The 14310-nt window shown below is 33.2% G+C and carries 18 protein-coding genes, 1 pseudogene and 1 riboswitch; of the genes and pseudogenes, 4 read left to right on the forward strand and 15 right to left on the reverse strand.

Features of this window, described 5'->3' with window-relative positions; genetic code table 11:
* Nucleotides 1-143: 143 nt before the first annotated feature.
* From BO51_RS09245 to BO51_RS09260, 4 genes are all read right to left on the reverse strand, one after another.
* A complete protein-coding gene (locus BO51_RS09245; RefSeq protein WP_496485656.1) occupies nucleotides 144-1361 on the reverse strand; it encodes a transposase in 1218 nt (405 codons plus the stop codon).
* 129 nt (nucleotides 1362-1490) lie between these two features.
* Nucleotides 1491-2090 (reverse strand): PIN domain-containing protein, encoded by a 600-nt coding sequence (locus BO51_RS09250; protein WP_496486043.1) that lies wholly within the window; start codon nucleotides 2088-2090, stop codon nucleotides 1491-1493.
* A 1-nt stretch (nucleotide 2091) separates the two neighbouring features.
* Nucleotides 2092-2883: an ImmA/IrrE family metallo-endopeptidase gene (locus BO51_RS09255; protein WP_496486045.1), complete on the reverse strand. Its 792-nt coding sequence runs from the start codon at nucleotides 2881-2883 to the stop codon at nucleotides 2092-2094.
* A gap of 2 nt (nucleotides 2884-2885) precedes the next feature.
* A complete protein-coding gene (locus BO51_RS09260; protein ID WP_496486047.1) occupies nucleotides 2886-3275 on the reverse strand; it encodes a helix-turn-helix domain-containing protein in 390 nt (129 codons plus the stop codon).
* Nucleotides 3276-4404: 1129 nt separating this feature from the next.
* Here BO51_RS09260 and BO51_RS09265 point away from each other — a divergent pair.
* From BO51_RS09265 to BO51_RS09280, 4 genes are all read left to right on the forward strand, one after another.
* Nucleotides 4405-4593, forward strand: coding sequence for a hypothetical protein (locus BO51_RS09265; protein ID WP_496486049.1), 189 nt, complete (start codon nucleotides 4405-4407; stop codon nucleotides 4591-4593).
* A 704-nt stretch (nucleotides 4594-5297) separates the two neighbouring features.
* Nucleotides 5298-5984 (forward strand): hypothetical protein, encoded by a 687-nt coding sequence (locus BO51_RS09270; RefSeq protein WP_496486051.1) that lies wholly within the window; start codon nucleotides 5298-5300, stop codon nucleotides 5982-5984.
* Nucleotide 5985: 1 nt separating this feature from the next.
* On the forward strand, nucleotides 5986-6663 hold the full coding sequence (locus tag BO51_RS09275; protein ID WP_496486053.1) for a hypothetical protein: 678 nt from the start codon (nucleotides 5986-5988) through the stop codon (nucleotides 6661-6663).
* The gene (locus tag BO51_RS09280) at nucleotides 6663-7856 is read left to right on the forward strand and encodes an MBL fold metallo-hydrolase RNA specificity domain-containing protein (RefSeq protein ID WP_496486055.1); all 1194 of its coding nucleotides are present in this window, start codon (nucleotides 6663-6665) and stop codon (nucleotides 7854-7856) included. Before BO51_RS09275 ends, BO51_RS09280 begins: the two co-directional genes overlap by 1 nt.
* A gap of 210 nt (nucleotides 7857-8066) precedes the next feature.
* On the opposite strand, the gene BO51_RS09285 is transcribed toward BO51_RS09280, so the two are convergent.
* The 11 genes and pseudogenes from BO51_RS09285 to BO51_RS09335 all read right to left on the reverse strand — a co-directional run bounded on the left by BO51_RS09285 (nucleotide 8067) and on the right by BO51_RS09335 (nucleotide 13975).
* Nucleotides 8067-8354, reverse strand: a complete 288-nt coding sequence (locus BO51_RS09285) for a hypothetical protein (RefSeq protein WP_496486057.1) — start codon at nucleotides 8352-8354, stop codon at nucleotides 8067-8069.
* 44 nt (nucleotides 8355-8398) lie between these two features.
* A complete protein-coding gene (locus BO51_RS09290) occupies nucleotides 8399-8578 on the reverse strand; it encodes a hypothetical protein (RefSeq protein WP_496486059.1) in 180 nt (59 codons plus the stop codon).
* 24 nt (nucleotides 8579-8602) lie between these two features.
* Entirely contained in the window at nucleotides 8603-9109 is a 507-nt protein-coding gene (locus BO51_RS09295) for a B3/B4 domain-containing protein (RefSeq protein ID WP_496486061.1), read from the reverse strand.
* A gap of 103 nt (nucleotides 9110-9212) precedes the next feature.
* Nucleotides 9213-9569: pseudogene (locus tag BO51_RS09300) on the reverse strand (DMT family transporter).
* Nucleotides 9570-9635: 66 nt separating this feature from the next.
* A riboswitch (guanidine-I (ykkC/yxkD leader) is annotated at nucleotides 9636-9731 on the reverse strand.
* A gap of 167 nt (nucleotides 9732-9898) precedes the next feature.
* Nucleotides 9899-10042, reverse strand: coding sequence for a hypothetical protein (locus tag BO51_RS09305; RefSeq protein WP_157064972.1), 144 nt, complete (start codon nucleotides 10040-10042; stop codon nucleotides 9899-9901).
* Between the two features lie 205 nt (nucleotides 10043-10247).
* Nucleotides 10248-10736: a Csac_0668 family 2Fe-2S cluster-binding (seleno)protein gene (locus BO51_RS09310; protein ID WP_496486063.1), complete on the reverse strand. Its 489-nt coding sequence runs from the start codon at nucleotides 10734-10736 to the stop codon at nucleotides 10248-10250.
* Between the two features lie 68 nt (nucleotides 10737-10804).
* Nucleotides 10805-11383 (reverse strand): LysE family transporter, encoded by a 579-nt coding sequence (locus BO51_RS09315; RefSeq protein WP_496486073.1) that lies wholly within the window; start codon nucleotides 11381-11383, stop codon nucleotides 10805-10807.
* A 156-nt stretch (nucleotides 11384-11539) separates the two neighbouring features.
* Nucleotides 11540-12094, reverse strand: coding sequence for a plasmid pRiA4b ORF-3 family protein (locus BO51_RS09320; protein WP_496486065.1), 555 nt, complete (start codon nucleotides 12092-12094; stop codon nucleotides 11540-11542).
* Between the two features lie 395 nt (nucleotides 12095-12489).
* Nucleotides 12490-13155: a permease gene (locus tag BO51_RS09325; RefSeq protein ID WP_496486067.1), complete on the reverse strand. Its 666-nt coding sequence runs from the start codon at nucleotides 13153-13155 to the stop codon at nucleotides 12490-12492.
* A 1-nt stretch (nucleotide 13156) separates the two neighbouring features.
* Complete coding sequence (locus BO51_RS09330; protein ID WP_496486069.1) at nucleotides 13157-13639, reverse strand: permease; 483 nt, start codon at nucleotides 13637-13639, stop codon at nucleotides 13157-13159.
* A gap of 6 nt (nucleotides 13640-13645) precedes the next feature.
* Nucleotides 13646-13975, reverse strand: coding sequence for a cupin domain-containing protein (locus tag BO51_RS09335; RefSeq protein WP_496486071.1), 330 nt, complete (start codon nucleotides 13973-13975; stop codon nucleotides 13646-13648).
* Nucleotides 13976-14310: the final 335 nt, after the last annotated feature.

The following is a 14310-nucleotide window of genomic DNA, read 5'->3' on the forward strand; positions in this document are numbered from 1 at the left end:
ATGAGGAAATTGCATAATTAGCTTTTTTAATCAAGGTTAAAAAAGAGTATAAAGAATTAGCCCATTAATAAATGGGATTTTGAAATTATTATTAATATTTTCGACAGTAAAATCCTCAATTCTTAGTATATTTATGTAGTTTGTTAAGCTGCTTTACTTAAAGATTTCATTGTGTTTATTGCTATGGTACCTGATATTAGCGCTATGCAATTTAATATTGCGTGGACCTTGACTTTTTTAATACCTTTAGACCTTACATTATTGAGGTTTAGGTAGCATTTTAATCTACTAAAACACCTTTCTACGGAAGTTCTTTTATCATATTGCTTTTTCCAAGCATCTGTATATCGTAAAGGATAACCATAATACCTTGGATTTTCTTTATAGTTTACTTTAAGGGTATAGCCGTAATTAGAGCTTGAGCACCAGTTCATCCCGTGTGGACAATCACACTGTCCTAGGGCATGAGGGCATCTAAATTTTAAATAATTTCCATCTTTGCCCCAGTAAACTAGCTTGTAGCCTCCTGAACAAATAGGATTAAAATCTTCATCTAATCCTTCAGGTGGAGCATAGCTACCCCTTGGATTGTAAGCTATTATTGGAATGCCTTGATATTCGTTGATTATGGTCTTGTAGACATAATTAAGATCATAGGCAGAATCCATAGCATAATATTTAGGTTTAAAGGTATCTTTATAGTTTTCAAAGAATTGCTTTATCAAAGGCAAAGCCATGGTACCATCATAATTGCTAGCTGGGGAGATTAGCAGATCTAGTGGCAACTCACTTTTGGAATCACAAAGAATATGGAGTTTCCAACCAAACCATCGTATGTTGTTGCCATTGGTATCTTTTTTCATTCCCCAGTTTGGATTAGTACCGTCGTGAACAATGTCTTTCTTTGGCTTAGCAGCTTCAAAAGAATCCAATTTAGTTGAATCTATGGAGATATGCTCTCCGTCAATGATATCAAGTTCTTTAGCTTTAATAACTAAGTCATGAAAAATCTGTTCAAGAGATTCTGAGTTTGATAGTTTTTCAAGAAATCTACTAAAATTGGATTCAGATGGTACCTTACCAAGTACATCAAAACCACAGCAATATCGAAGTACAGGATTTTCTTTAAGCTTGACAACTAAATCCTTAATAGTATCAATTTTTTCAACCTGCATTGCGATTAATGAATAAATTAAAGCCTCAGGCTCATAACCTTTAGGCCCCTTGGAATTAGAAGGTTTCCTGAGTTCGTTAGCAAGTTTAGAGACATCAATATTAGATAAAATTAATTCTAATCTAGATTGTTGCTGAAATTTAATAATTTCTTCAAAGGAAAAAAAAGATGTTTGTCGAATATACATGTTAAGTGATTTCACCCCCATCGTTTTTTGTTTTGGTATCACTTAACATATTCGATATTAATGGGGTGAAATCCTTTTTTGTTATCGTAGAAATTAGTAAAATCAACGTTTTTAAATTATGAAATTTACTCAAATAATAAAAAAATAACACATATCTGAATATTTATATACCCAAATATGGTTTCCAACCATTTTTTTAAACCTATTTAGGGATTTATTGTACTGATCTTCAAATGTGTCCTTAGTTGGATGAGTCAATTTGCTATTAATATCATTAAAAATATTATCTGCTTCATTTTTCGTAATCTCTCCAAAATATACACATAAAGACAAAATATTATTATGTGTTAAGGTAATAAATTCGTCCAACCATTTAAATTCTGTATGATTATCTGATATTATTATTGGGATTTTAAATGCTTGGGCATATCCTGCACATTCACTTTCTCCTGGACCAATTACCTTTTTCTTATCTTCGATGATATCCCTAGCGAGTATATTTATAGATATGTCTTTCTTCCTATCTACAATCTTAAATATACTCCCTTCATTTTGAATTGCTTTGTTAATTGTATTGTAATATCTTCCTGCATTTTTATTTATTTCAATGTCATACACAAATTGAGGAATTATGATTTTTTTGAATAAAAGTTCTAAAATATTCAATCTATTAACACTGGCTAAATTTATCAATATATCAGCATCTGATATGGCTCCCGAATATCTCATATTAATATTCCTCTTCCTGGGGATACTCATAGCCAAATTGTTCAGGAGCCAGGCCGATAAATTCAAGGCTGGCTTTCATATTTTTGTAAGAGATATTTCCTCTTTCATAATTGCTTTTTATAAACTCAATATACTCTTTTGGAACATATGTTTCTTTTGATGGCGTTATCAATTCTATGCTGTAACCTTCTCTTATGGTTAAAGATTGGAGTTGCTTCTCATTTTCAAGTGAACATATATCTACTAGTTCATCATACTTATCAATAGAACATAAATTAAATTGGATAAGTCTTTTTAACATAGCCTTATAACTCACTTTAAAAAAATTGTGCATTCTAATTATGTGCCTTGGTAAAATGCTGTCTTTATCTTCGTTTACAATTTTATAAAATACTTCTTTTACATAATCTTCAGGCATTAAAAATTCGGAAGCAAATACATCTGCTTTTGCATCTTCTTCCTTATGCTTTTCGTCATCCAAAAGGATTTTTTCTTTTCTCAGTATGTCGGCATTATAAACAATATGATATAGTTCATGTGCACCAGTGTAGCGCTCATGTCCTAAAGTAAAATTGCTGTTTAAGAAGACAATAAACTGTTCATCAAAATAGGTACTAAACCCTGATAATTCATCTGTATCCAATGGTTTCCTTATGAGAAATGAAATCTCTGAAAGTATATCAAATATATCAGAAAGTCCTTTCCTCGAAAATTTTATTCTCACATCTTCTGCTAAATCTTTGATTTGCAGTCTGAAAGATTCTTCTGGGAGATTCAATTTATTCTTTGGCAATTTTAACACTCCTCCCATAGTGGATTTCTCTTTTGTGGTTTAAACTCTCCATTGTATATTTTCTTTTGGTAAATGAACATCTTTATCATATCCTGGAGTTTCTCAACTTCCTCAACGGTTTTTACGGAAAAATTATTCTTCCTGAATAGTGTAACTAAATCATCGTCTTCATCCTCTTCAAAAAGAATATTTATATCTATATTCAAAACTTTGCATATGGCATTTAACTCCACCGCCGATACCGTCCTGTTACCGTTTTCTATTTTGCTTAATGTTTCCCTGCTTATGATAATGCCATTTTCAGCTAGTTTTTCTACTGTCTCAATCTGGCTTAATCCACTTTTCTCTCTACTAACCTTTATTTTTAATCCAATAGGAATATCCTTCGTCATCTTTAATACCTCCTTTTGTAATATTATATTACACCTAACTTCTATTTGAGTCAATGCATTATATTTTTTGTAATATTTTATTACGTTTTTATAGGTTGTACTTCCTCTAATTAAATAAAATTTATCTCTGTTTTTTGATTCTTCATACCTTTGCCTGTAAAATATATCAAAATCTGTTCTACAGAATGGTTGATATCATAAATTTAGAAGTTTTTAAGCTTGAGCTGAATTACTCAAAGATATGTAATCGTATTATATGATGTAATGCTTCAAGAAAGTTAGATAAAATAAATAAATTATTAGCAAAGAATCCAATAATTAATTTTGTAAAAAAATACCCCATATTTATTGGGGTATTAGCATTTAAAAATGTTGAATAATTTTAATATAAAAGGAGTTTATTGCCTTATAAACTAACTGTCCCTGTTTAAAAATCCCCTTCCATTTCCCTCATCCCTCTCCAATCCACCTCAAACCCTCTCCATCACTAAATCTCAGACTCTTATTCTCCATCTTTTGTCTAAATATTCTTCCATTTCATTTTCACCTTTTTACCTCAAAAACTAATACACGCACGCACACGCAAAAAAAGCTTGATTTCATTTTCACCTATTTACCTCAAAAACCCCTTCTTTTGGAAGAACATTTAGACAAATTGGCTAAATGTTCTTCCCTGATAAAGAGAATAAAAATACGAGAAAAAGAACCTGAAAAGAGATCAGGAATAGAAGAAAAGGATGATAATAGCAGGAGTTAGAGCAGGAGAAGGATCAATGATCTTGGCACATAGTGCCAAGCTAAGAAGGGGAAAAAGAAAAGAGGAACAATTCCACGAAAGCCTAATTCAAGACTCTTAGAAGCCATTACAGCTCCTTAGAATCACACTTAAGGGAGGAGTCTTCCTCCCTTCTTTGACAGCCACGCTTCGACTGATCTCATCAGAGATTTCAGGCGGAGTGGGTGCTGTTAAAGGAGTATTGATAGCAGCTGTAAGTGTGTATTTTCCTGCTGCTAAATCCTGCTCTTATTCTGCTTTTAAGAGGCGGAAAAAGAGAATGAGAAGGCGGATCGGCGCATGGCGCCAGCCTGAGAATGGGAATAAGAAGGGGATGGATGAGTTGGAGGCGGGATGGGCAGCTGTGTTGCTGTTGTCTCCGTATCACAGAAATTTATGGGTCATAAATTTCTGTGTTGTCATAACTCTGAAAAAGAACATGAAAAAGGAGCAGGCGCTTATTTTGCGCTTACTCCTGATAGTTTTGGAAGAACATTTCCGCTGGCGAGGTTGATTCATTTAATTTTTGAATTCAAAATTTGATTTTTGAATATTTATCTTCCCTACTATTTCCCTTTATAATAATGTTTTGACTTTTCACACTCCTCAAGCACTTATACCTTCGTCAAAAATTTGAATAAAGTCTTGACGATTTTCCGTCTTTTTTCAATTCTAATTCTCAAATTCATCCAATTCAGATTCAAAACTTTATTAAAATTTGAATAAAGGTTGCTTAATTATGACAAGATTTGAAAACTTATCATTTCTATATTTCTCTTATTTTTCTCAATCTTATCTCTTTTCCCATCTTCTTTTCCTACTCTTCATTCACTCTTGTCAATCAGATCCTAAGGCTCCACAGTCGCCTACAAGGCTTGAAATTCCAATGTTAATGGATTTATTCCAATTCTTATTTTCCTCTTGTTTCTTCCTGTTTCCTTCTCTCTTTTTCAAGAAGAAGATGAAAAGAAGGCGGAGAAGGCGTGTGATGTTTTAGTGGGAAATATGGTGGAATCAAATGTTTATTACAATAGAGTCAAGACTTTATTAGGAAAACCAAATGTTTATTATATTAGGACATAGAAATATCACTCACGATTGTTGGAATATATAAACTGTGTATATAATAACACTTTAATAGCAAATTATTTGATATAATTAAAATTATAAATGACGAACAAACAAATATTAGCTTAAGTGTAAATCTCAATTATACTTATAGTTATTAAATAAAAGGTGGGAAGAACATGAAAAGATATACAAAGGAAAGTATATTATCGAAGGTTGAAATTGCTTCAAAAGATATGTCATTATTCTACAAACAGCCTTTTATTAACTATCGTGATAACACCATAGATACTGATGAACCCTGCACAGAAATGATTATTGAGTGGTTGCTCAGCCGTTTGGAGTTGTTAGAACAAATACAACAGATTACTCTCAAAAGTAATTATCTCACAAAGTCTCATGACGGAGTGCCACCTACTGAGGGATCTAATCGTGATGAAGAACTTATTGCTATGGCTCTGTTTAGACAAGGAGAGTTCAAATCAATAGGTCATATTGTAGACTACCAAACTCCTCTAAAAAACAAAAGTAGAGATAAGGCAGGGAAAATTGATCTCTTGACTTATGACGGAAATCAGATTAGGATCCTGGAACTGAAAGAACCCGACAGCAAGGAAACTATGCTTAGATGTGTGTTGGAAGGATATACCTATATGAAAACAGTAGATTCTAAAAAGTTAAAATCAGATTTTGGATTTTCTGAGTCAGCATTTATCTCTTCCCATCCACTTGTATTTGCCGGAGGTATGCAACATAAGGAAATCACAGAAAACAAGCCCAATTTGAATAGACTGATTGATGAACTTGGTACTACCCCATTTTTGATTAAGAAATTGGATGACAAATACATAATAATGGAGGATTAATATGGAAAAGTTTGATCGTGATGAGAGATTACTGGGAGGTATTTTTGGTATCATAGCTATAATTGCAGCATTTTCAGAGCTACTCTTAAGTGGATTGGATGCTGTATCATTTGCAGGAGCAGTAAAGGATATTGCAGGAACTCTGGTTGCGATAATCGTATTCTTCACTATAATGAAAAATTTGACTAAAGAAAATGATTTCAGAGGTTCCATAGAAGGAAAAATGAATGAAGTCATCAAGAAATATGAACCACTCGTAATGGAAGAAAAATCAAATACTGATGATAACATAAACAGGCAGAATAAGTTAATGAGGACCATATGTTACGGAATAGCTTCAAGTAGCAATGTGCTGTTTGGAGGAACTGCAGGATATGTTAGATTCTTAGAAATCGAATCAGATAATCCTGATAGAATGGAATTCTTGATTCGCAAGAAATTTTTTGGTGACAGCGAGTCAACTCCTTACAACCCAAGGGAGATTTCTGAAAGGATAGTTAATAATCTTAGAAATAGCTTTCCAAACTATACAATTTCGTATCGCAGAGAAGATGATGATAGATACAGAGTAATTGTTTCATTCAATGGAAATAGTATGACTAACAAAGAAGGCATTGAAACCATAATTGATATTATTGAAAAAGTCATTCTTCTTTATGTTATATTGGGGAGAAAATAATGAGAATAAAGATACATAGAGGCCAAGATCAGATTGGTGGTTCAATTATTGAGATATCAGACAATCAGACAAGCATAATCTTTGATGTAGGTCTGGAGCTTGACAATGATGAGCAGGACATACCACAGATCGAAGGGCTATTCATTGGTGAACCTAAATACAGTGCCGTTTTCATTTCACATTATCATGCAGATCATCTCGGGTTAGCACAGTATCTTCTTCCAAGTATAGACCTTTTTATGGGAGAGAAATCTTTTTTAGTTAATCGTTTTGTAAATGAGTATATGCATAAAGCTTCTGTGCCCAATCCAAGTGTGTTCACATCTGAAAGTACAGTAAATGTTGGAGATATTTCAATTACCCCATTACTATGTGATCATTCAGCATTTGATTCATATATGTTCCTTATAAAATGCGATGGCAAAACTGTACTTTATACTGGCGATTACAGAGCAAATGGCAGAAAAAGTTTCTCAGCTCTACTTAAGAGGCTTCCAGAAGTTGATGTTCTAATCACTGAAGGTACGACTCTAAGCCGTGAGTATACTCAAAATAAAAAAGAAGAAGACTTAGAAAGACTTGCTGTGGAGAATATTGGAAACAACTCCCCAATATTCTTTCTTCAGGCAGCAACAAATATTGATCGTATTGTTACTGCATATAAAGCCTCTCGAAAATCTGAGTTGCTATTCCTTGAAGATCTATACATGGCAGGAATTACATCTATTATTGGCGGCTCTATTCCTAATCCAAAAACATTTAAATATGTTAAAGTATTTATGACAGGAAACAGTGATGAAAGATACAACCAGCTGTTAGAATATGGTGATAAGCGAATAGGGCGCAAAGAGATCTCACAAAATCGTTTTGCTATGTGTGTACGCCCATCTATTAAGAACTACTTGAATAAGCTCTCTGAAGAAATATCTTTTGACAGTGGGGTCCTTTTTTACTCTATGTGGAGTGGATATAAGGAAAAGAAGGACATGATGAAATTTCTGGATTTTATGAAGAGTAAGGGTGTAAAAATCATTACTTTGCACACTAGTGGCCATGCTGATGCTGAGACTATTAAGAAACTTATAAATAAAACTTCGCCAAAATGGATACTCCCTGTCCATACTGAGAATGCCGCCTGGTTCAAAACTTTTAATATCAATGTACTCATTAATAGCGACTCTCTGAATATATAAATTTATTGCATTCAACTAATTCAAGGAATGAGAATTTAGACCAATTATCCCCTCATTTTCTGTTATCAATATATTCACTTTAGACGCCGATAACGCTCTTAGTATTAGCCGATTTTAATTCAACTAAATTCAATCTTCAACTATAGTTTACTATGTTTTATATAATAACATTGAATTTGATTAACTGTTTATAAATGAGTCGGTACTACTTTAATATCCTTCCAACATAAATGTGCCTCGCCTAATCCAATCAAATGCTTCTTGACTGTTGAAATCATCAACATTTAGTATTTCTTCTGCATACCTATCAATTATCCACTTATACTTTTCATAGATATCATCCGGCTCTTTAATATCGTCCTCCATGTCATACTCCTCTTCTGGTTCTATATCATCCCAATTTGCAGCAACCATCGAAGCATAGAGTAAACTAACTGATCCTTTTCCAATATGTTTAACAAGTGCATTAAACACCTCTTCTCTCATTGTTTCAGCCACATCAATTAAAGCTCGATCAAAATCTTCTGCTTCAATAAATTCTTTTACATCTCTATTACTATTTCCTTATTATTTATATCTAAAACTGAAATTTTACTTGTTCCACCTAAATTATCTTCTACTGATTTTGCCAGATCTTTTAATGCATTCTCAAATTCTACTACTCTAGTTTCGTCTACTAATTCAATACATAAGAAAGCATTAGTCGTATTTTCAGTAAGCATTGTTCTTATTGCTTCACGCCAGTTCTAGCATCTGCAAATTGCACCTTTATCATCTTTGTAGACTATTTCCCCTTCATATGGAGGCGAGTTCTCTTCGGTTCCCAATGGAATAAATTCCTCATTTCCAACAGCCTTAGTTAATCTTATATCACCAACAAATTTGTCTATATCTTCACCGCCACAAGGTAATGCATACCTTAATGAAATAGAGTTGTAAATATCCACAAGTGGATTAATAGTTCCTATATGATTGCCATTATGAACTCTCTTTAGTAATGCTTCTATGGATGACCTTGCACCTTTCTTTGTTTTAAATTTTTGGAATGCTTCTCTCCATACTTTTATTACTGAATTTTTACTAAATTCTGCATTCTGTAGATACTTTAATGCTTCCTTTTCTGCCTTTAAAATCATTTCTTCATATTGCTCTTTATCTTTTATGGAATTATCTATGCCATGACAAATTACAACTCCAATCTTTGCATTAGGGAATACTCCTAAAAAATCATCCTCAATAATAAATTTTTTCATTTGAATACCTCCTCAATATTATTTAAGATAGTTTTCATTTTTGCCTGATTTACTTATTTGTATAGTATAATGAATCAGTCATTTTTTATATTAGCGTCAATGATTATTCAATTGATATTAATTCCAAACCAATGATTCCGCCAACTATTAATACTATACGAACTATACGCATCATATCAATAGGTTCCTTAAACAAAATAATACCTAATAATACTGTACCAATTGTTCCTATTCCTGTCCAAATTGCATATGCAGTACCTATTGGGAAATTTTATAAAGACAATGATAAAAAATAAAAACTTGCAACCATTCCTATCAAAGTTAATATGCTGGATATTATTTTTGTAAATCCTTGTGAATACTTTAATCCCTCTGCCCACCATACTTCAAAAATTCCTGCTGCCACTAAGTAAAACCACTTCATAATTAGTCCCCCAAGGTAAGTATTTGCATTCACCATAATAATATCTCATAGCAATATTTCAAAATAAGTAAAATAAAAAGCCCAAAGAAATATTATGAAAATATCTCCCAGGCTTTTATCCTTCCGTGTACACAGTTAACTGTGCGTTTTCTCTCGGACCTGCCAAATATAAATTGCGGAACCCTAGAAAACTTAAATATATAATTTAATTATTATTTAAGTTGAAATTCACAAATTAAATTTAGCACATTATAAAAGTTAAGTCAATTATTTGTTTTTTCTTTAATAAATAATAATACTCTGTATTAGTTGATACTACCATATTGTTTATCAAAAATTATAAATTGCTTTTTTACAAATGAAATTTACCTACTTTTGCAAAATGGGTACTGTGCAATTTGCAAAAAGTTTCGCCCTTCTGGGATTTTACCGTCATTTTCTGCTATTTGCTGATTTACAGTATCCTCTGCTATTTTTCTAATATCTTCTTTATCATCAAAAACCCTCATTACTGCATCCTGAGGTAATTCAATGGTTTATAGCACTTGTTTTACAGTAAAACCCATCCCCTTTAATTTCTTCACAATTTGCAGTATACAATGTATCTCTGTTATTAACTCATCTTTTTTAGTTCTTCATACATATCAATTCCCATATGTCTTTCTCTCCTAAAAAATTTACATATCCTCTATGCAGCATTAAATATAACTGCACTTATTTCATAGATAACCCCTTGTCTATTGCTTCCTGAATTATATTGTGACAGCATTTCCCTAAGGGGTTATTCTTTTCACATTGGCTGTTTTTCATCGTCCCTGTGATTTCTATAATATCTTTAACTGTTTTTGCACCATGTTTTATTACGGCATCTATTACCTGTTCCTCTGTAACTTTGCTGCAGTAGCAGGCATATTTGGGATTAGCATCTTTTTTAAACCATGTTGGTACTTTTACTTGCTGCTTATCAAACTTAACGCCTGATTCTGGATTATAATAAACAACATTACATTCTTCATTTACACATATATAATAATCCATATCTCCGACCGATTCTGCAAGGGTATCAATCACCAAATGCTTTACTGTAATATTTTTTACTTTGATTCCAATTGTTTTACATACAGGACATGTATTGTCATTTTCTATTTTATGAGATGGCTCTTTTCCACCACAGCAGCAGGTATTTATTTTTTCATTTGTCATTTTTACTTCCCTCCGATATAAATTATAAAATACATCTTTTTCATTAAATCTACCCAAAAATTATATCATTATATCTGCAACATCTTCCATCCGCTGCCTATAAAATAGATTGAAAATGCTATAATAAATATGCCTAACAACAAAATAATCCAGCGATATACAGTATCACTTATCAGTTTCTTGCCTCTGGAAAATGCCGTGGAAATTGCTGAATACCATACAAAGTCCGATAAAATATGTCCTATAAAAAAGAACAAAACACCAATTAAACCTGAAGTATAAGACTGGCGTATTGATTCCATCCCTGTTGACGCCCACCAGAGAATGAAGTAAGGATTAGTAGCGCTTACAAGCGCTCCTGCCAATACAAGATTTCTCATCTCTGAACTATTCCCTGCTCTTTGGTTCTCCAGAGAAACTGACTTATTTATACCAGACTTTATCATTCCATACCCCATCCATGCAAGAAAAGCACCGCCAAATAATCCGATAAATCCTGCAACTGTCGGATTAGAGAAGAAATCTTTAAGTCCGAACGTCATGATGATAATTAATATAAGTTCCAGTATTCCATGCCCTAATACTGTCAAAGGGCCTGCTGTCCACCCCTTTTTAAGACTGTCATCAATCGTGACCCCCAGGCCCAGGCATCATTGCTCCTGAAAAGCCTATTAAAAAAGCACTAACAAAAATTCCCCACAAAACCATATTAATAAACCTCTCTTAATCAAAAGTAACTTTTTCACAGTGAGAGATATCCTTTTTTGCAAATATTTTCATTCCCCTCACTATCCCACATACTTTTACTTTATCATCTTCAACACATAATTAACTTCATCCACGCTAAATTCTTCAGGGTCAAAAGAACCTCCCACCCATTCAAGCATGGATTCATGCTCTGGATGCTGCGGGTCTTGAATTGCTTCAAGAAAATCTTCATATCCCCACGGTCCCCCTACATCTTCAGGCGGGCAGTTTCTTTTACCACCGATACATACTGGATATTTAATGCCTTCTTCCGGGTCAAGCACCTTCTCAACAACAATGTCATGTCTCCAGTCATCACCAAAATCGTAAACATATCTGAATTTATCCTTTGGCGCAAAGTTCATGCTGCTTAACTTTACCCTTTTTGCACTTTTTACTTCATATCTGTCGTAAAAATCCCAGTCATCATCTTTTTCCCCAATAATCATTTCTCTCAGCCTGAACTCATAAAGGTGGGATTCAAACCATCCCATCGCATACTGGATTATCCTGTGGAGTTTATAAAACGTGATATCGTCTCTAACCAATACCCTCCTCCAGACAGGAGGCTTTACGTCTTTTAATGTTATCTTCAATTGAAGAATTTTCATACCCTCACGACTCCTTTTACTTGTATTGATGCACTTCTATTTTATCATTTCTCTATGTTCTGTAACAGTAAAAACAATATTCTATTATCATTATGCATTAATCTTTTATTTGTCCAAATATCTTAATATAAATATCACATCCATGCTCTGATGTAAACAAAAAACTCATGTCAAAACTCCCCCTCATACCCTTATCCCATCTCTCCTTAAAACTGCTCACACTAAACAAAAATCATGGCTCCAATAAGGTTTCTACCCTATTTTCACCATGATTCTTAACAAGACTTTTTATTCATGACACAAGTTTCTTGGGTATACAGCAAGAATATCATTTAAAGTCTATGGCCTTAACAGGACATTTATCGATTATCGCTTTCAATTCATTTATTTGTGTATCATATTTGTGTATCATTAAGTGCAGATTCTTTACATTTTGCTTTCTTATCCACTACCTTAAAATGCTGAGGCATTAATTTTTCACATAGTCCACATCCAATGCAATATTGTTTTTTAATATCAATACCAGTTACTTTGCTTAAACTTTGCTCTTCCTGAACAGGAATATTTTCTTTTTTTACAAATACAGTCATTAGATATGACATTATCAGTATGGATATTACTGTCAATATCCACCTTATCCCCATAAAATGTGCCCCTAAGAATTTTGCTTCATTGGCAAGCATGGGTACTTTTATTACCGCCCATGCACTTAATATTATAACTACATTTGCGATGCTGGCACCTTTCTTTAAAAGCATTTTGCAGATTGGAAATGCTGCATAAATAGGTCCTGCTGAAAAACTGCCCAATAAGAATGAGAATATACTCCCCTTTATTCCTGCTTTCTCCCCAAATCCATTCATGATTACTTCTTTAGGAACCCATGCTTCAATAATTGATGTAAGAATAAAAATCACAGGCATAATTTCAAGCATTTCTATAATATAATACATGCTGTTTTTGACAGATAAATAAGCCTTTTCGGGCATTGCAATAAATAGAAGAATATATGCCAAAGATACTGCTGCCAGCAGTTTGTTCTTTTTAATTATTTCAATCATTTTACATAATCACTCCCATCGTCAGCGCTATTATAAGTGCAAATACAAAACTAAGAACATTACGGGTAGTGGCAAATTTCAAACCAAACTCTTGTTTTTCTAATGGGAATGTCACTACTCCAACCATCGTTAAAGTAGTTAAGAATGCAACGGCAGGGACAATACTTGCACCTGCATCTACAAAAGAACCTACCAGAGGAAACGCTACAAAGGCCGGAATTAATGTAATGCTGCCGGCCAAAGCAGAAACAATGGTTGAAATAAATGTATTAGATTCTCCTAGAGTACTCTTTATAACTTCAGGCGGTATGAAGGTCAAAATCAATCCTATAAGCAGTAAAATGCCTATTATCTGTCCGACCATATTTTTAATCATGCCTTTTGCCATTTTCATTGAATTGAATGTCTTCTGCTTATCTTTAACAAGGGATGCGATAAACGCAACCCCTGTTATTCCCCATAACGATACTGTAAAAATATCCACCCCTCATTACTCCTTCTCTTTGTAGTTTTTGGGATTGGGTGACTTTACTACAAAGAATTCCAGTACTTCTTCGTCTTGATTATGGACATTCATTTTTGTTTTATATGGGATATTAATAATATCTCCCTTAGTATAAAGATGTGGTTCCTGTTCATTTAACTGCAAAGTCATTTTCCCTCGTACAATTATCATATAAACGTTGGAATTGGAATAGTGTTCAGGAAGATTTGTTCCTTTTGTAAGAATCATATGATTCAGGTGAATATTCTCATCATCCACAATCCTTTCAATTATTTTGTCATCTGTAAGACTGTATACATATTTTTTCTCCAGCATAAAAACTCTCCTCGTATAATATGTTTAGAATCACTTTTTACTAAGTGTTCTAAGCATGTTTTTATATTTAAAATACAATTTTTAATTGAGATATCCTAATGCTATAATAAAACCAAGAATAGTTAGCGAAGGATAATTCTATCTCTCCTTGCAAAACCTAATGGTTATTGCCTCTAAAGCATGCTTCTTGACTTAGCTATCATAACCTTCCAACTCAGATGCTGCATCTCCTTGACTAGACCAACAGCAAGGTAATTTTCAAAGATGAATGCTAATAGTGCGAGGTTGAAGTTAGTAGCTAAGATTAGGATATCTCTTTTACTAATTGTTCCCCA

The sequence above is a fragment of the Soehngenia saccharolytica DSM 12858 genome, from assembly GCF_059568515.1.